The organism is Actinophytocola sp. NPDC049390, from assembly GCF_044466355.1.
Classification (GTDB): Bacteria; Actinomycetota; Actinomycetes; order Mycobacteriales; family Pseudonocardiaceae; genus Actinophytocola.
This window is the reverse complement of record NZ_JBITMQ010000023.1, coordinates 43,840-61,132: the sequence shown is the minus strand read 5'-3', so window position 1 is coordinate 61,132 and position 17,293 is coordinate 43,840. Positions and strand designations below refer to the sequence as shown.

Below are 17,293 nucleotides of genomic sequence, written 5' to 3'. Positions count from 1 at the left end.
CGTTTGCTACCGCGAAACACTCAGCTCAGGGCGTATAGCGGCAGTCGTTGTCGAGTGACAGCAGAGATCCACTTCTAAGCTCTGGGTCGCAGGTTCGAGTCCTGCCGGGGGCGCCAGCCCTGGCCAGCGCAAACGCGCTGGCCAGGCTCGGCTTCATGATCTCCGTGGCATACAGTGAAGCCAGGGGGCTTGCCATGGGTTCAACGACCCAGCGCTCTAACCGGCGCAAACGCGGGAACATCGAGACGCTCCGTAGCGGAGCGCGGAGGATCCGGGTCTACAACGGCCGGGATCCGATCACCAAGCGACCGATCTACGTCGGCGAGACGATCCCGGTCGGCACGCCGGATCTGGACAAGGCTGCCGAGCGGGCACTGACCAGGGGCTCAAGCGGGTCGATGACCAGAAGGCACCGCGGACCAACGCGACCGTCGATCAGCTGATCGACGCCTTTCTCGACGTCGTCGACATCGACCCGGGGACGATGCGTGGCTGGCGCAGCAAGCACAAGAACCACATATCCGCGCTGGTGGGTGAGACCACTCTCAAGTGGGCGCAGCCACACGTCCTCGAGGGCTTTCCTTGCGGAACTCCGGCAATGTCGCCAGCACTGCGACCGTCGGCCGCGGATCGACCACCGGACCCCGCGCGAGCACGAATGCGACCACCGTTGCGAGCCACACCGGTGCAGGCAGTTGTCCGTCTCCTCGATCCGGGAGATACACGATCCTGAACGGGCGAGCAGTACGCGCTCACCAGCAAAACAGGGAAGCCGCTCGGAACAACCCGATGCCGATCCCCAACGCGATGCTGAACCCAGTCTATGGCGACTCCGTCTCTCCGCCGGTGTCATCCGCTCGGACCGGACGGCCGTAGCGGCGGCCCCGCTGTTCGTCCACCAGACCGACCAGCAACTGTGGGGCAGCGCCTGCGATCTCCTCCAGCGCGGCGCGCATCGCCTCGGCGATCAGCGCAAGCCGAGTCAGATCGCGCACCGCGGCCAGAACATGGGTGGAATTGGTGCACTGCGGTGCCACGTTCGCACACGAGCCCCGCATCCTTGAGACGGGCCAGTGCGAGGTCCAGCGTACTTGAAATCAATGCGGCAGCGCACCGCGTCGGCTGCCTGCCGATCGAACAGATCAAGCCGAAACTGCAGCACACAGACCGTCGCCAACTGCGCGGGCGATCGACCGGGGCGTCCATCGCGCGGGTACCAGTCGAGGAAATCCTCGTCACGCCACAACCCGTTCAGCCGATCCTTCACCCACATCGCAGTCGTGCCGCCCGGATTGCTCGCCCGCGAGTCAAGCTAGCCAGGTTTTCGTTGGTACAGCACGAAATGTCCGTCTCGGCGCCGGGTGATCAGGCCAGCCTGGTGCAGGATCCGCAGGTGGTAGGACACCGTCGACGGCGCCACCTCGTGACGGGCACTCAGCTCGGCCGTCGACCTCGGTGCGCCGAGATCGGCGAGCAGGCCGGCCCTGGTGTCGCCGTAGAGCCGGGCGAGCACGTCCGGGTCGCGGCGGGCGTCGGCCGCCAGCCCGGCTGCCGGGTAGTTGATGACCGCCGGACCGTCGCCGCACGGCTGCACGGTGACGTTCGGCCAGTTGAGCACGCTCGGTGACAGGACCAGCTCCCGGTCGCCCAGCTCGACGTCCTCGTCGTGTCTGCCCAGGTCGATCATCAGCGATCCGCCCGCCCAGCTGACGGTCGGGTGCAGCGAGCCGAGCAGGGCACCGAGCCCATGGCCCGCCATCGTCCGCGTCCGCTCCGCGAGGTCGGCTTCCATCGCGCCGTTCAGCGAACCCCAGTCGTCGGCGAGGACGTGCCGCCAGAACACCGCCAGCCCGTTCGCCGCGCGGCGGCCGAAGGTGCCCGAGTCGACCGCGTCCCGGACCGGTGCGGGCACCTGCCTCCCGTGGCCCACCGCGTGGCCGACCTGATCGGCGATAGCCTCCTGCGCCGTGCTACTCACCTTGTCCAACTGGGTGTCAAGCACCGATCGCGGCTGCCCCGGTGTGGCGGCGGGCGTCAGCAGGTCCGGCGCGTAAACCGGGGACAGCGTGCTGGCGACAAGCGCGACGTCGGGGTGGCTCAGGATCGACCGGGCTGCCGGGCCGTGCGCCCCGAACAACGGGTGACTGCGACCGGCCACGAGCAACCACAACCATACCGTGACCTCAGCCGCCGGCGACGCCGCGAGCCTGGTCCGGCCCATCGTGTCGGCCGTCATCCGCAATGTGATCACGCCAGTGATTCAACCACGCTGGTATTGATTCGAACAGTCTCGAATCAATACCGCGGGAACATCGAGCTGAATAACGTTCAGACCGAAATTCGGCGCAGGCGAGAGGGGCAATGTGAGAAAGAAAATCATCGTACTTGTGGGCGCCATCGTGTTCGCGGTATGTCTGATGGGATCGTCCGCATCGGCTGAGGCCAGTGCTGACGCTGCCGTGGACAACTGTTACGGACACTCGACCCGGTCGGCGAACTACGTGAAGAACAACTACAGCGGTCACCGTTGGGGCGCCGTCCAGCTGTGCCAGGACAGCGGCGGCTTCTTCGCCGTGTACATCAACTACAACCTGGATACGACACAGCAGGGCCCGATGCCCTACGGACAGTTCGCGAACGCATGGATCTACCGTTACCACAACGGCGTGTACTACGGCCGGATGTCGTGTGATACATCCGGCGGGAACGGCCACGTCACACCTGGCCGAATCGCCTGTTACACGCCACGTTCCGGCGTCGGCGATGGCGTTTCCTTCCGCGCCGCGGCCTTCGGGTACGTGTTGGACGGAAACGAATGGGTTCACGTCGCCAGCGGGTGGTCCGCGACCATCAACTCGTAGACCGACAACCGCATCCGCCACTCGCCCCGGGAACTCCGAGTCGGAGTTCCCGGGGCAAGGGACAGTCACCGGCGCGCTTCCCAGCTGAAGAGGCGGGACGCCAGTACGACGGCAGCGACGACCCAGGACAGCGTGGGTGCGAGCAGGAGCAGGGAGTCCGCCAACGGAACGCCGCCGTTCCAGGCGTTGACGACCAGTTCGGTGGCTGAGCCGCCGGGGGGCAGCCGCTTGAGCAGGGTGAGTTCCTCGGTGCCGGTGATCCCCACCCAGCTGGCCACCGTGATGACGCCGAGGCTCACCGGCAACGTGGTCACCTGGGCGTGGTCCGGCGAGTTCGTCAGTCCGGCCGTGGCCAGGCCCAGGCTGGGCATCATGGCCACCGTCGCCACGACGGCCGCCACCAGGAGGGGATGTTCGCCGAGTCGCCGGTGACCGACACCAGCACGGTCATGATCACGGCGACCTGGATCAGCGAGATGACGGAGATCGGGAGCAACAGTCCGGACAGGATGCCCGCGTCGCCCGTCGCGGTGGAGCGCAGTCGTTTGAGGAAGAGGTTCTGGCGGCGGGATGCCAGGGTGGCCACCGTGGTGGTGTAGAGCCCGAACGCACCGACGGTGAACATCACCACTGCCGCGATGTAGCCGAGGCTGCCGATGGCCTCGAACGTCTCGTGCTTGTAGATGAACGCGCTGACCGCCACGGGCATGATGAAACTGGTGACCAGCACCAGCCGGTTCCGAAAGATCTGGATCAGTTCACTGAGCGCGATCGAGAGCCTGGCGAAGGCCCTTTCCTGGAAAGTGGTCTAGCTTGAGTTTTAACCTACGTCGCGCACCGCCTCGCCGAGCAACACCAGGAACTGACCGCGATGCTCACCGCAGCCGGATATCCCCAGGCAGACCAGTGAAAGGCCCCACGTTGCCCACCGACGAGGAAGTCCGCGCAGCAGCCGAACACTCCTGGCCGCTCACCGCAGCGGCGGCGCCTATCCCAGCGTCGCCGCCCTCGCCAGGCAGTTCAACATCAACCGGACGACGTTCTATCGCCACGTCGCGTCCGTCGCCTCGTTCATGCTCGACACCGCGGGACAGCCCTCAGGCACGTGGCTTCGCGTCGGGGAATGTCTTGTTTCGTGCTATACCATCGTACGATAGTGGGTGCGCCGGGCTCTGGCCTTCGGCCCCGCCATCGCCTTCCCGGGACGAAGCCCGGCACGCCAAGGCCGCACTCCTCTCAAGAGTCAGGAGCCGATCACTACCTCACTGAACGGTGACGGCGACCGTGACGACAACGCGCTCGAACGCCCACGTCCTTCGGCGCATCCACAGCTACCTCTGTCACGAGCAATCCCGCAGCCGTCTCATTGATCAGGCTGATCATTCCTCAATGTCAATCCGAACTAGTACATTTCGAAACTCGCCGGAATCGACTAGACCGTTCAACACCTCCACCATGGCAGCGATTCCACCGCATCTCACAATGACCAAGTCTGGACATTGGAAGTAACTCCCGCCGAGGCCCTCACCTGCAACCCTCCAGTGATCCATTATGCGACCAATCTCAGCGAGCGACAAGAAGGTACCACTCCACCGACTGCCGTCGACGTGAACGACTTCCACGTCTACGTTTTCAACAGCCCCTACCGCATCCCCAGAACCAAGCATGAATATTGCTTCGGCATCATTGAGTTGGACTCGAAAGAACGGATCACTGGCCATAGATATCAGTCAGCCTTCGTATCACAGCCGACTCGTTACCCTTATCAGCCTTGCCCACTATCTGTATTCCTCCGTTCGCATTCTGAAGAAAAGCCGCGCACGACCTGAACTGCCTGAAGAGGCCATCCATTTCCTGCTGAACCCGCTCGCTGCGCCCAGCTTGCTGCGCCGCCTTGGCCAAAAAGCTGTCTTCACCAATAGCCGACGACATGTTGATGCAAATTGCTGTTGTGAACCAGCACCGGAGTGTTACCGGCTAGCACATAGTACGTGTGGATGTCGACGATGGTGAGATTGTGGACTCTCTGCTGCTGGTGGTACACATCGACAGTTCTGATGTCGACCGACTTCCACCGGGTGTCACGTAGGCTTTCGCCTGCGTGCAAGGCCGAGGCATAGCGCCCATGAAGCCGCGCTACTGATTAACAAGGCGTGGCGCAAGGACCCTGCATGGGGCGCCTTCGTGTGGCTGGCGTTCACCACCGGCAAACGGCGTGGCGACCTGTGCGGACTGCGATGGACCGACGTCGACATCGAGTCGGGCCTGGCGACGTTCGGACCAGCGATCAAGCAGGCCGGAACCGAGATCTATACCGGAGACCCCAAGGGCAAACGGCACACACCGGCTCGTGCCATCGACGCCGTCCGCGGGCGAGCACGCTGTGGCTGATGGAGACCGCCTCCCCCGCGAAGCGTTGGAGCGCCTCGTCCGCAGCGTGGTCCCATGATCATCGTTTGTTGAGGTCAGCATGCTGTCAGATGTGTCTGAGAAGGTCGCACCGAGATCAGCACGAGTGCCTGGGTTCACCTCGTTCTCGCGGCGCCGCGGCAAAAGGCCAGCCGTTCCGGCCTCCTCCGGCCCATCGGACTGCGCTGATCTGGGCGGCTGCGAGGGCCAGCCCGAGGTCAGTCCATCGGACCGGGCATGCCGGAGAAGTCGGCGAAGAGGTGGCTGCGGTCGATCAGCGGGTGCACCACCGCTGAGGCGGCCCACCCACTCCGGCTGATCTCGTCGGCCCGCCGGAAGGCGTCCGAGCCCTCGACCACGACATCGACCGCGTTGACGGCGTAGAGAAGAGAGATCAGAGCGGCACTCCACTGGTTGAGGGCGGTGTGCCCGGCGAGCACGCCCGCAAGCCAACCGCGGAGCCGTTCCCGAGGCGCGGTGTCGACGACCCGCCAGACGTACTTGGAGCCAAGAGGAACGAAGTTACGAGCTCTTGGCGCGAGGATCCCGCGCGCGACCAGCCGGTCGAGAAGCCAAACGTAAAGCCCGGGCGGCGTGATCCCCGCCACGGCGTCGACGACGGGCAGACCCTCGACGAGTACCCCAAGAGCGCCGTCGAGGAGGGGATCACCAACCGGCGCCGCAGACACGACGTGGACCAGGTCCTGATCATCGAGCACCACTCGACCGCACTCGACCAACTCGACGAGCACGGCGGCCGCGAGTGCGGACTGCGTCCCGCTCCGTCGGGGCAGCTCCCCGGACGACTTCCCGACAAGGAGAACCAACAAGTCCTCGGCGAGTGCCATGCGACAAGAATACGGCGCGAGCCGCACAGGCCGCGCACAGAGAACCATGGGCGACCGCCGGCGTGCACCACTTCCGTGGCGAACCACGGCCACTGGCGGACGGCCCGCGCATGTTCACCTCGAACCAGCACACCAGAAGCAGGACGCCACCCAGAAAACGGCGGCCGACGCACGCCGTAGCGAGTTCAGGTCGTTGCGGGACACCATCGAGGTGGAACTTTCTGCGTGTGGATCCCGTTGTCCAGAGCACAATTCCTGGAGATGCCAAATGGCCGCTGGAGCGGGTTTACGGGCGGAACTGGCTGCCAAGGACACGTTGCCACGGGTGCCAACAGCCGTCGTGCGGTACCACCCAGCCGAGTGCACGTTCCGCGCGCCGACGCGAGAACCTGGCGGGGCAAGAGCTGAGCGGTGGCTCCGCAACACTTTCGGGACATTCATGAGCGTTCTGCTCGCGCCCATAGAACAGTGGTTCTCGGCGCGCGAGCGGGATGACGTGACCGGTGACGTGTTGCGGACTCCATTTTCCTGGGCGCCGCGCGAACTGCGTGACCCGTGGCTGGCGTTCGGGCCGGGCGAAGTCGCCGTGATCGGCGCGGCGCAGGCAGAGATCCGCGGCGAGTTGGTGACCGCGGCGGAGGTGTTGTGGCGCAGCGGGCCAGGCTTCGTCACACGGATCCGAGCACACCGCTGGCTGCTGCGGGACGTGATATGGCTGCGCTTCTGGGACGGCTCGTCGGCGCGGCTGCCAGTCCGTCACGGCGCGGCGCGCGAGTTGGGACCAGTCATCCGGGACTGGCCGGAGTTTCGGTGAACCATTGATCGGAGCGGCCAGTTGGGAGCAACCAGGCTAAATGGCTCACGCAGCGTTCGGGCGGAGTGTCACGCGCAGGGACGCGATGTGTAGCTCGGCTGGTAACGAGGCAGCGGGCCGTCGTGCCGACCCACCCGAATCGCCTCCCCGCCGCTCGCATCAGATGCGATCTGGTCGCGCCAGATGCGAGTCGGCTCGCTGGACCGCAGATCAGCAACCGAACGTGTCACCCGGCCAGCCAGCCATCGCCAGCGGCGGTACGTTCGACTTCGATCTCGCCTTCCCAGCCTCCCCGAGCTGGGACGCGATGCGGCGGCTCATCTACCGCGCCGATCACACAGTCGCGAGATCGCATCTGACGCGATCGGCGATCCTTACTGGCACAGTCGCGGATTCAACTGTCGCGAATTCCCAACGAGCGCCGCAGACACAGGACCCGCGCTAGGACCCCGCGGCAGGGTCGCCGAAGGTTCCGGCCGGTGACGATGGGTGCTCTGCCGGCGGATGGCGGCCGATCGACCATCAACCGTGTCGGCGAAGCCAAACCCCTCCGACCAGCAGCACCGTGATGACGGCCCCCGCCATGACCCATGGGACCGGTGCGATCTCTTCAGCGACGGTCTTGATGACGCTGCCTTCCGGCCAGTGACTTTCGCTGATTTCTCCCGCTCTCATCTGCGCGGCCGGCTCCGCAACGATCTCCTCCACCCCATCGACCGCGTGCAGCAGCGCGATCATTGTGGCGGTCCGCCGATCCGGCTGAGCTTGGCCCCGCAGCACCGCAGCCAGCTGCGCCCGCAACTGCTCGCTCCGCGTGGTATCAGCCACCCGCCACACGAACCTCGACGTAACAGGAACCCACCGGCGAGCACGCGGCATCAGCACACCCTGCGCGGCAAGCCGGTCCAGCAACCGGACCAGCAACCCCGGCATAACCAACCGCACGACCGCCGTGACCGGGCCTGGCTCGATGACGGCCAACGCCTCATCGAGTACCGGATCACCGAGCGGGGTGCGGTCCAGGACCGTCAAGCACGTCGGGTCGACGTCCGCTGTGACACGGCCCGCGGCGGCCAGTTCCGCCAGCACAGCAGCCGCCAACACGCGCCGAGTGCCGACACGTTTGGGTATCTCGCCTGTCGACTCACGGATCAACAGGATCAGCAGATCCTCGGCCAGCAACACACCGTCAGCATATGTGCGCCGCCGCACAAACCGCGCACACAACGAAGTGGCGCTCATGTCCTCGTGGGCTGGGTGCCCCACTTCGGCCAACCCTCACCCAGCACGTCGACTTGGCTGCCCACCGAATGCGATTCATGACCTTGTACCGGTGTCGTCCCGGGTTCGACTGTCCCGAGTTTGAGCGTGCGTGCGTGAACAGCGTTGATAGGACCGACCGCGAGGTCTTGATCGGGTCTGTCGGCGTACAGGCGAAGGTGTCCAGTCACATGCAGGAATCGTGCTCAGCTGACCACGCCGTCCACTGTCCTTTGGCTGGGCCAGGAGAAGGCCACGCCCGCCCGGAGCGGCCTGGTCAGACGTCGAAGACGGTGCGGATGACGGACTCGTCGCCGTCGATCTCGACCAGTCCGAGGGCGCGGGCGTCGCTGAAGGTGAGGGCGCCGGCGGCGAGTCCGAGGACGCAGGCGGGTTCGGCGCGGACGGTGGCGTCGAGGTCGCGGCCGTCATGCGGGCCGACCTCGAAGCCGGAGCGGGTCGCGCGGAGTTGAAAGGACGGGTCGCCGATCTCGAGGCCGATCCTCGCCGAGGGGCGGACCTTGACCCGGGTGTCGAGCAGGGCGGGAATGGCTAGGGTGAGCCACTTGGGGGCGGAAGGAGTCGCCGTCGGGGCCGCGGACCATCAGCGGGGTGGACCAGCGGAGCAGGCTCTCGATCGGCTGGCGCAGCTCGGCACCCCATGGAGTGAGGGCGTACTCGAACACGCTGCCCGCTCCCGCCAGCCGCCGTTCGACCACACCCGAGGCCTCGAGGTCGCGGAGCCGGTCGGTGAGCAGGTTGGTCGCGATGCCGGGAGGCCCTCGATCAGCTCCCGGTAGCGGGCTGGGGCGATGAGGAGCTGGCGGACGATGAGCAGGTTCCACCGGTCGCCGACGATTTCGAGGGACCGCGCGAGCCCGCAGTACTGGCCGTAACTACGCATGAAATCCCTCTACTGGGCACATGGAATGCGGACGAGACGTGGAAATACACCTACGGTTCGCTCGCCGACGGGCTGTACTTCTTCGGCCAGGACCTGTTCGGCGTGCAGTTCGCGATCGAGGACAGCCGCCGTGTGAGCACCTTCGACCCCGAGACGGGCGAGCGCGCCACAGTCGGCGCGAGCCTCGACGACTGGGCGGACTGGCTGCTCGCCGCATCGGACGAGCGCGGCGCGCGATCGTTCGCGACACGCTGGCAGGACACCCACGGGGCTCTGGGCCACGACGAACGGCTCCTGCCGCGCACGTTCTTCGTGCTGGGCGGCGGCTACGACGAGGACAACCTCACCGTCGAGGATGCGGTGACGAGCATGCGCGTGCGCGGCCCGTTCGCACAGCAGATCCACGCGCTGCCCGACGGGGTACCGATCCGCTTCGACACGTGAGTGGACGATCATGGCACGGTGACCAGCCGGGCGAGTTCGAAGTGCATGGGGTCGGTCCACCGCCAGGTGCCGCCCCACGCGAAGCCCCATCTGGCGAAGATGTCGACGACCCGCCGGTCGATCCGGCCGGCCGTGCCCCGCTGGTTCGTCGCCACGTTCAGGTCGATCGCGATGCCCCACGTGTGCAGTGACAGGCCCCGGTTCGGGTCGTGGCCGATGAACCGGGGGACGTAGCAGCCGCCGTAGTCCCCGGCGTCGATCGCGTCGGCCAAACCCGTGCGCACGACCTCCGTGAGCGCGGCCCGCAGTCGCGGCAGCATCGTGCGGTGGCAGGTCACCTGTCCGAGCAGCGGCACCCGATCGGTGCGGATGTTCGCGGCGACCCACCGGGCGTCCGGCCGCACGGTCCCGTCCGGGAAGTACTCGTAGCTGAACGTGCCCACCGCGCGGGCGACCGTGCCGCCGGTGAGGTGAGCGGCCTGGCGGCTGCCCGTCCGGGGTGTCGTCGCGGTCAGCGGTTGGAGCGTCGCGCGGCCGGTGACGGCGGTACGTACCGCGGCGGCCACCTCCGCGAGACGGTCCGGGGCGGCGGACACCAGCAGTGCGTTGCCCGCCACGATCCCGAGTTGTGCGGCGCGCCGGTCGTTCACGACGGCGTCCACGTGCGGCACGGTCACCGCGTGCGCGCCCACCCGCACGCCGAGGTCGGGCCGGTTGGCGAACTCCAGCACACTACCGGGCGGTTGCCGAAGATCCCGGCCGATCCCGTGGCCGATCACGGTCTCGCCCTTCGCGACCGACCGCCACACCGCGTCCGACTCGGCGGTCACCTCCGGTGTGAACCGGCGGTAGGCGGACGGGTCGACCCCCGCGACGGTGATCGTGCGCTCGGCGACCGGTACGGACGCGACCGACAGCGCGGAGGCCTCGCGGACGCCGGGGACAGCGCGCACCGACTCGACGATGTCGCCCGGCAACGACTCGGGGGCCAGCACGAGCAGGTCCGCGCGCAGCAGACCTCCGCGCAGCGGTCCGGGGTCGGCGACCTCCCACTCCGAGGACTCCGTGGTGGCGTCGGCGACCCGCGCCGGCGGCCGGGGCGGCTCGCCGGTGGCGTCCGGCAGTCCGCACCCGGCCAGGAGCGCCAGCAGAGCCAGCACCGTGCCCGGCGCGGCCCACGGTCTCGTCACGGCTTCGTCAGCTGCGACCCGATCCTGGGCGGGTTGCACACCCGGCAGGCGGACAGACCGCGGGACACGACGTCCTCGATGGGCGCCAGCTCGGCCTCGTCCCTGGCCTCCGGCAGATGGCAGTCGACGCGGTGGTACGACGACTCGCCCGCCACGACGTACCCGGTGAAGCCGAAGCCGCCCGCCGTCCGGCCGCCCGAGCCCTGGTGCTCGACCGCGGCGACGAGCCGGTCGATCGCCTCTTCCAGCCGGGCCCGGTCCGTGCGCTGGTTCTGCACGATGATCATGGCCGCGCCCACCACGACGATGGCGAGCCCGACGATGCCGCCGGAGATCAGGAACGGGAACTGTGCGGGCAGGAAGTTGTAGCTCGCCGCACCGTTCCAGCCGAGGAAGATGGCCAGGAACCCGGCGAGACACAGCAGCACACCGAGCTGCCCGCCGAGCCGGCCGAGGTTGATCCGCACCGTGTTCTCCTTATCCGGCCCCGAGATACGCCTCGCGCAGGTTGACGTCGCGCAGCTCGTCACCCACGCCGGAGTACACCAGGGTGCCCTTCTCCATGATCAACGCCCGGTCCGCGAACGCGAGGGCGCCGGCGCTCTGCTCCACCATCAGCACCGTGGTGCCGTCCGCCGCGATCCGCGCGGTGACCTCCCAGACCGTGCGCGCCACGGTCGGTGACAGCCCGAGGGACGCCTCGTCGATCAGCAGCAGCCGGGGCCGCGACATCATCGCCCGGCCGACGGCGAGCGTCTGCTGCTCACCGCCCGAGAGCGTGCCCGCGAGCTGGCCTTCCCGCTCGGCCAGGCGGGGGAAGTAGTCGAGCACGAGGTCGAACTGGCGCCGGACCAGCTTCGGCTCCCTGCGCCGGGTCCACGCGCCGAGACGCAGGTTCTGACGGACCGTGAGCCGGGGGAAGACCCGGCGTCCCTCCGGGCAGAGCGAGATGCCCGCCGCGACGCGTGCCGACGGCGAACGGCGGCCCAGGTCGTCGCCGTCGAACTGCACCCGGCCGGACCGGGGGCGCAACAGGCCCGCGACGGTGCTCACCGTGGTGGTCTTGCCCGCGCCGTTGAGGCCGAGCAACACGCAGACCTCGCCCTCGCCGACCTCGAAGCTGATCCCCTGGAGCACGGGGAACGCGTCGTAGGACACGACGAGGTCGCTGACCTCGAGCAGGGCCATCAGACGTGCTCCTCTTCCACCGCGGGCTCCTCGCCGAGGTACGCGCGGACGACCTCCGGGTGCCTGCGCACGACGTCCGGTCTCCCCTCGGCCAGCACACGCCCGAAGTTCAGGCAGTAGACGTAGTCGGAGACCTGGGTGACCAGCGGCACGTGGTGGTCGATGAGCACGATCGTGATGCCGAACTCCCTGCGGAGCGACAGCAACACCGCGCCGAGCGCGTGCGCCTCCTCCGGGCCCATGCCGGAGCCGGGCTCGTCGAGCAGCAGCAGGTCCGGGTCGGTGGCGAGCACCGCGGCGATCTCCACCCGCTTCTGCAGGCCGTACGACAGGTCCGCGACCCGGTCGCCGGCGTGGTCCGCCAGTTCGAGCAGGTCCAGCAGCTCGTGCGCACGCTCGCGCAGGCGCCGCTCCTCGACGAAGGTGGTCGGGCTGCCGGCCATCCCGGACACGGGGCCGTAGCCGACCTCCAGATGCTGTGCGGTGACCAGGTTCTCCAGCACGGTCGTGTTCTTGACCAGGCCGACGTTCTGGAAGGTCCGGCCGATGCCGAGCGCTGCCCGGGCATGCACCGTCATCCGGGTGACGTCCCGGCCGCGGTAGCGGACCGTGCCCTGGTTGGGCCGGTAGAAGCCGGTGACGCAGTTGAACAGCGTGGTCTTGCCTGCCCCGTTCGGGCCGATGATGCCCACGATCTCCCATTCGCCCGCGCGCAGCGTGACGTCCTGCAGCGCCTTGACACCGCCGAAGTGGATGCTGACCCGGTCGACCTCAAGCACGGACATCGGTGACCTCGACCTCCCTGACCTTCCCGGCGTGGACGTCGAACCGCCTGCCGAGCAACCACTCCCGGACGGGCGCGATCTGCTGGCCGATGCCGCCCGGGAACAGGGTGATCGTCAGCAGCAGCAGGACCGGGCCGACGACGAGCCCGACGAAGTCCTTCGGCAGCCCGATCGTGCCCTCGACGAAACCCTCCAGGTTGAGGAACTCCACGAGCTTGCCCGTGCCCATCAGAGCGAAGAAGGCCGACCCGATGACCACTCCGGACCGGCTGCGCAACCCGCCGACCACCGTCATGAGCACGAACACGAGCGCCAGTTCGAATCCGAACTTGCTGGGTACGACGAGCCCCGCGTTGTGCGCGAACAGCGACCCGGCGACACCGGCGAACACGCCGGAGGTCGCGAACGCGAGCAGGATGTAGGCCTTCACGTCGATGCCGAACGAGGCCGCGACCCGCGGGTTCTCCCGCAGCGCCTGCAGTGCCCGGCCACCCTTGGACCGGGTCAGTCGCCAGTCCAGCCACAGCACCACCGCGAGGAAGCCCAGGCACAGGTAGTAGTACCGGTGGTCGTCGTCGAACCCCATCGGCCGCGGCGCGTCCTTGCCGCCCTCGCCGCCGGTGAACCCGGCGATGCCGAACAGGGTCTCCTCCGCGAAAAGGCCGTAGGCCAGGGTGACCAGCGCGAAGTACAGGCCGGTCAGCCGCAGCGAGATCGCGCCCAGCACGGCGGCCTGCAACCCGGACAACGCCGCCGCGATCGGCAGTGCGAGCCAGAACTCGATGTGCAGGTCGGTCACGACGTAGGCGGAGGTGAACGCCCCCAGCCCGACGAATGCCTGGTGGCCGAACGAGATCTGCCCCGCGTAGCCGATCAGCACGTTGAGCGACAGGCCGACGATGCCGTAGATGGCGGCCAGCGACAGCGCGCTGACATCGGCCGCGCCCAGTTCGAACGGGGACGCGATGTTGCCGGGCACCGCGAGCACCAGCCAGACCAGCACCGCCCACCCGACGCCACGTGCCAGCACACCCACCGCACCCGGCCGGAACCGCACCGGACTGTCCACTGTGGCCGGAAGGACCAGTGTGGTCTCCGGCGGGGTTTCGGGTGCCGCGGCCCGCTCCTCCGTCGTGCTCATGCAACCGCCTTCCGCACGAACAGGCCCTGCGGTCGCAGCAGCAGCACGGCGAGCAGGAACACGAACAGCACCATCGCCTTCGCACCGTGGATCTCGTTGAACAGGCTCAGCGTGCCCAGCTGCTCGACCACGCCGACGACGAGCCCGCCGAGCACCGCGCCCGGCATGCTCCTCATGCCCGCGAGCACCGCCGCCATGAAGCCGGGCACGAGCGAGGCGCCGCCGCCGAAGGTGAGGAACCCGGCGGTGAACGTGGTGTACGGGCCGGTGAGCACCCCGGCGAGCCCGCCGAGCAGCGCGGCGATCCCCCAGGTGATCATCGAGACCCGGCGGACGCTGATGCCGACGAGTTCGGCCGCGGTCGACTCCTGTTGCGCCGCCTGGATCGCGAGACCCGACGGGGACCGGAAGAACATCGCGAGCGCGATGGCCGCCACCGCCAGCGCGCCGACGGTGAACAGCTGCTGGTAGGTGATCGCCGCACCGAACGGCGCCGCGAACACCCCGTCGACGATCTTGGGCATCGTCCGGATCGGGATCTCGTTGTTCTGCCAGAACTGGATGCCGACGGCGGCGAGTGCGACGCCCGCGGTGCCGACCAGGAGGGTGACCCGGGACGAGTCGCGCAGCGGGTGGATCACCAGCCGTTCGGTCAGCAGGCCCATCGCGACCGCGACCCCGAGCCCGAACAGCAGGCCCCATCCGTAGCCCCACTCCCAGACCTCGACCGCGACGAACGCGCCGAACAACCCGGTGGTGCCGAACTCCGTCTGCGCGAAGTTGAACACCCCCGACGCCCGGTAGACGAGCACGATGCCCAGGGCCACCAGGGCATACACACACCCCTGCAGCAGGCCGACGGTCAGGGCGATGCCCAGTTCCTGTGTCATGGCCGGACGTTGACCGACTGGGTCCGGAACTGCCGCGAGCCGCAGTCCGCGCGCAACAGGTGCATGGCGGTGCCGCCGAAGTGCTTGTCACGGCCGAACTGCGCGTTCGGGTACACCCCGGTCGCGAAGGCCTTGCCGCTCGTGATCGTGGCGAGCACGCTCTGCCTGCTCAGGTCCCGTCCGGTCACCTGCAGCATCGAGCCGACCAGCTTCTCCACACCCCACAACGCGATGCCGATGTCGTCCGGGGCGGAGCCGTTCTTCTTCCGGTACGCCGGTGCGAACGCCGGGTCCATTCCGCCGATCCGGTCCAGCTGCGGGAACGGCGAGAAGAACTGCGCGCCGTTGAGCTGCGGGCACGCGCCGGTGGCGACGATGTTCAGGCCGTTGGTGACGCCGGGACCGATGAACCGCACCGTGCAGGTCATCGCCTTGGTGACGTTGATCAGGCCGCTGGGCGCGCCGTTCCACACGACCGCGCGTACCCCGCTGTTGCAGATCCTGGCCGCGATAGTCGGCGCCTCGGCCTGGATGTTCTTCGGTACCCGGTCGGCGAAGCGCAGGTTGCCGCCGAACGCGCGCTGCAGCGAGCCGCGCTGTGCCGCGAAGTAGCTGTCGAGGCTGTCGTTGTCGGCGACGACGAGCCCGACGCGCTGCCCGCGGAAGTCCTGCTGGGCGAGTCTGGTGATCATCGGTGCCTGCTGCTCGTAGGTCAGCGACACCGCGAAGTAGGAGCGCGCCCCGGCCAGCGAGCCCTGGCCGGGCCGGGTCTCGTGCACACCGGCCGAGATGTAGGGGACGCCGAGCGAGGCCGCGTACCGCCCGCACGCGTCGATCTGGTCCGAGCCCGCGCCGCCGATGAGCAGGAAGACCTTCTGCTGCTGGACGAGGTCCTTGCAGGCGACCCTGGCGTCGTTGGGGTTGAAGTTGTCGTTGCGGAACACGACCTCGATCCGGCGGCCGTGGATGCCGCCTCGTTCGTTGACATAGCTGGCATAGACGCCGACGGCCCGGCGGAACGAGTCCTGCGGGATGGCCGCCGCGCCGGTCACCGGCGCGTGGATGCCGATCTTGATCGAGCTGTTGGTGACCCCGGTCCGGTCGACCGGGCCGCGCGCGCCACCGCCCCCACCGCCGCCGGAGCCCCCGCCGGAGCCGCCGCCCGTGCCGCCACCGCCACCGGTACCGCCTCCGGTCGGGCCGCCACCGCCACCGCCCGCGCCGGGCTCGGTACCGCCGGGAACGCCGGGCTGTGAGCTGCCCGCACCCGCCCCCGAACCGTCGTCGAGGCCCGCTCCTCCGCCGCCACCGCCTGCCTGCCCGGCCGGTCCGGCGTACAGGTCGGCGACGCCGGGCTTCTGACCGCACCCGGCGACCAGCAGTGCCGCGATGCCGAACACGGCCACCGCCATCCGTGACCGCATCTACCGCACCTTCCTGTCCAGGACACGCCGCGCACGCCTGAGGTCGAGGGCCCGGCTGACGCCGCGCCTGGTCGTTGACGTCGCCGGCTCGCCGTGTGGCCCGAGCACGAGCATCACGAGATAGGCCGCGACCAGCCCGACCGGGATCAGGGCGAGCGCGGTGGCCGGGATGTTGTCGAACAACGCGGGCGACGCCGTGGCGGCAGGCTCGGGTTGGGCGACCGCCGGCTCGTCGCCCGCGGTGACCGGCGGCGCCGCGCCGGGCACCTCCCCACCTGGCACCGGTCCGGCGTCGGCGGGCACCGAGCCCGACGAGCCGAGGCCGTCGTCGACCGCACCTGGAGAACCGCCGTCGACCGGGCCGGAGTCGCCGAAACCGCCGTCACCACCGCCGCCGCCATCGCTCGGCGCCGGTGTGGCGCTCAGCCGCGCACCGACGCCTGCGGTGTAGGCGACCTGGAAGCTCTCCGGCGGCTCGGCCTGCTCGACGAGCACGATCGACGGGGACATGGTGCTGTCCGCCGCGAGCCACTCGCTCGCGATCGAGGTCAGGTCGAAGGTCCACACGCCGTTCGCGGCGCGCGTGCCGGCCGCCGAGGCCAGGTCGCAGTCGTAGTCCGGGCGAGCCTGCCACGACGCGGCCTCGCCCTCGGTCCAGAAGGGCTCGGTGACCGGGCAGGCGACGACCTTCGCCCCGTCGTTGCCCACGTTCGCCCCCGGGTCGCCGGACTCACGCAAGGTGACCACGAAGGACGACACGGTGGCACCCGGCGTGGCGTCGAGCGCGAACTCGATCGCCGTGACCTTCTCCGGCTCACCCGCGGCGGCGGCGACAGGCAGGGTGCCCGCGGGCACGGTCGGTGGCGCGGCCTGCGGCGGTGCGACCGGCACCTGGCCGGCCGGCGCCTCGTTGACCCGCCACCACCACCCGGTCTTGCTCACCGAAGCCCCGGAGGAACTCCCTGGCGGAGCCTGCTGCCGGGCGGCCACCTGTGCCATGGTCGCGCTCGGCAGGCAGAGCGTGATCAGCAGCGGGAGCGCGAGCGTCAACGCTCCTGCCCGGACGCGCCATGCGGGAGTCATGCACGTACATCGGGGATCGGACCGTCGCGCAACAGATTCGGCGGAACTCGGT

General features: G+C 68.6%; 18 protein-coding genes and 1 pseudogene. 4 read left to right on the top strand and 15 right to left on the bottom strand.

Features of this window, described 5'->3' with window-relative positions; translation table 11 throughout:
* Positions 1-155: 155 nt before the first annotated feature.
* Positions 156-443: a hypothetical protein gene (locus ACIBVP_RS42205; RefSeq protein ID WP_396112236.1), complete on the top strand. Its 288-nt coding sequence runs from the start codon at positions 156-158 to the stop codon at positions 441-443.
* Between the two features lie 378 nt (positions 444-821).
* On the opposite strand, the gene ACIBVP_RS42200 is transcribed toward ACIBVP_RS42205, so the two are convergent.
* Positions 822-1,037 (bottom strand): hypothetical protein, encoded by a 216-nt coding sequence (locus ACIBVP_RS42200; protein ID WP_396112235.1) that lies wholly within the window; start codon positions 1,035-1,037, stop codon positions 822-824.
* A gap of 275 nt (positions 1,038-1,312) precedes the next feature.
* Positions 1,313-2,251, bottom strand: coding sequence for a DUF5937 family protein (locus ACIBVP_RS42195; protein WP_396112234.1), 939 nt, complete (start codon positions 2,249-2,251; stop codon positions 1,313-1,315).
* Positions 2,252-2,363: 112 nt separating this feature from the next.
* On the opposite strand from ACIBVP_RS42195, the gene ACIBVP_RS42190 reads away from it, so the two are divergent.
* A complete protein-coding gene (locus tag ACIBVP_RS42190) occupies positions 2,364-2,861 on the top strand; it encodes a hypothetical protein (protein WP_396112233.1) in 498 nt (165 codons plus the stop codon).
* A gap of 65 nt (positions 2,862-2,926) precedes the next feature.
* Here the strand turns inward: ACIBVP_RS42190 and ACIBVP_RS42185 are convergent.
* The 3 genes and pseudogenes from ACIBVP_RS42185 to ACIBVP_RS42175 all read right to left on the bottom strand — a co-directional run bounded on the left by ACIBVP_RS42185 (position 2,927) and on the right by ACIBVP_RS42175 (position 6,118).
* Positions 2,927-3,633: pseudogene (locus ACIBVP_RS42185) on the bottom strand (ABC transporter permease).
* A gap of 1,140 nt (positions 3,634-4,773) precedes the next feature.
* On the bottom strand, positions 4,774-4,968 hold the full coding sequence (locus ACIBVP_RS42180) for a hypothetical protein (protein ID WP_396112232.1): 195 nt from the start codon (positions 4,966-4,968) through the stop codon (positions 4,774-4,776).
* 520 nt (positions 4,969-5,488) lie between these two features.
* The gene (locus tag ACIBVP_RS42175; protein WP_396112231.1) at positions 5,489-6,118 is read right to left on the bottom strand and encodes a GPP34 family phosphoprotein; all 630 of its coding nucleotides are present in this window, start codon (positions 6,116-6,118) and stop codon (positions 5,489-5,491) included.
* 439 nt (positions 6,119-6,557) lie between these two features.
* Here ACIBVP_RS42175 and ACIBVP_RS42170 point away from each other — a divergent pair, with 439 nt between their 5' ends.
* Complete coding sequence (locus tag ACIBVP_RS42170) at positions 6,558-6,932, top strand: hypothetical protein (RefSeq protein WP_396112230.1); 375 nt, start codon at positions 6,558-6,560, stop codon at positions 6,930-6,932.
* A gap of 522 nt (positions 6,933-7,454) precedes the next feature.
* Here the strand turns inward: ACIBVP_RS42170 and ACIBVP_RS42165 are convergent.
* A complete protein-coding gene (locus ACIBVP_RS42165; RefSeq protein ID WP_396112229.1) occupies positions 7,455-8,117 on the bottom strand; it encodes a GPP34 family phosphoprotein in 663 nt (220 codons plus the stop codon).
* Positions 8,118-8,620: 503 nt separating this feature from the next.
* On the bottom strand, positions 8,621-9,037 hold the full coding sequence (locus ACIBVP_RS42160; RefSeq protein WP_396112228.1) for a winged helix-turn-helix transcriptional regulator: 417 nt from the start codon (positions 9,035-9,037) through the stop codon (positions 8,621-8,623).
* Positions 9,038-9,198: 161 nt separating this feature from the next.
* Here ACIBVP_RS42160 and ACIBVP_RS42155 point away from each other — a divergent pair, with 161 nt between their 5' ends.
* Positions 9,199-9,540, top strand: a complete 342-nt coding sequence (locus ACIBVP_RS42155) for a hypothetical protein (protein ID WP_396112227.1) — start codon at positions 9,199-9,201, stop codon at positions 9,538-9,540.
* An 8-nt stretch (positions 9,541-9,548) separates the two neighbouring features.
* Here the strand turns inward: ACIBVP_RS42155 and ACIBVP_RS42150 are convergent, their stop codons facing one another.
* The 8 genes from ACIBVP_RS42150 to ACIBVP_RS42115 are packed head-to-tail and all read right to left on the bottom strand — an operon-like array spanning position 9,549 to position 17,241.
* Positions 9,549-10,730: a M15 family metallopeptidase gene (locus tag ACIBVP_RS42150; protein ID WP_396112226.1), complete on the bottom strand. Its 1,182-nt coding sequence runs from the start codon at positions 10,728-10,730 to the stop codon at positions 9,549-9,551.
* The gene (locus tag ACIBVP_RS42145) at positions 10,727-11,197 is read right to left on the bottom strand and encodes a hypothetical protein (protein ID WP_396112225.1); all 471 of its coding nucleotides are present in this window, start codon (positions 11,195-11,197) and stop codon (positions 10,727-10,729) included. The genes ACIBVP_RS42150 and ACIBVP_RS42145 overlap by 4 nt, the downstream gene beginning before the upstream one ends.
* A gap of 10 nt (positions 11,198-11,207) precedes the next feature.
* On the bottom strand, positions 11,208-11,921 hold the full coding sequence (locus ACIBVP_RS42140) for an ABC transporter ATP-binding protein (protein WP_396112292.1): 714 nt from the start codon (positions 11,919-11,921) through the stop codon (positions 11,208-11,210).
* Positions 11,918-12,703 (bottom strand): ABC transporter ATP-binding protein, encoded by a 786-nt coding sequence (locus ACIBVP_RS42135; RefSeq protein WP_396112224.1) that lies wholly within the window; start codon positions 12,701-12,703, stop codon positions 11,918-11,920. Before ACIBVP_RS42135 ends, ACIBVP_RS42140 begins: the two co-directional genes overlap by 4 nt.
* A complete protein-coding gene (locus ACIBVP_RS42130; protein WP_396112223.1) occupies positions 12,690-13,844 on the bottom strand; it encodes a branched-chain amino acid ABC transporter permease in 1,155 nt (384 codons plus the stop codon). Before ACIBVP_RS42130 ends, ACIBVP_RS42135 begins: the two co-directional genes overlap by 14 nt.
* Positions 13,841-14,734: a branched-chain amino acid ABC transporter permease gene (locus ACIBVP_RS42125; RefSeq protein WP_396112222.1), complete on the bottom strand. Its 894-nt coding sequence runs from the start codon at positions 14,732-14,734 to the stop codon at positions 13,841-13,843. Before ACIBVP_RS42125 ends, ACIBVP_RS42130 begins: the two co-directional genes overlap by 4 nt.
* Positions 14,731-16,158, bottom strand: a complete 1,428-nt coding sequence (locus ACIBVP_RS42120) for an ABC transporter substrate-binding protein (RefSeq protein ID WP_396112221.1) — start codon at positions 16,156-16,158, stop codon at positions 14,731-14,733. The genes ACIBVP_RS42125 and ACIBVP_RS42120 overlap by 4 nt, the downstream gene beginning before the upstream one ends.
* Entirely contained in the window at positions 16,159-17,241 is a 1,083-nt protein-coding gene (locus ACIBVP_RS42115) for a hypothetical protein (RefSeq protein ID WP_396112220.1), read from the bottom strand.
* Positions 17,242-17,293 lie beyond the last annotated feature (52 nt).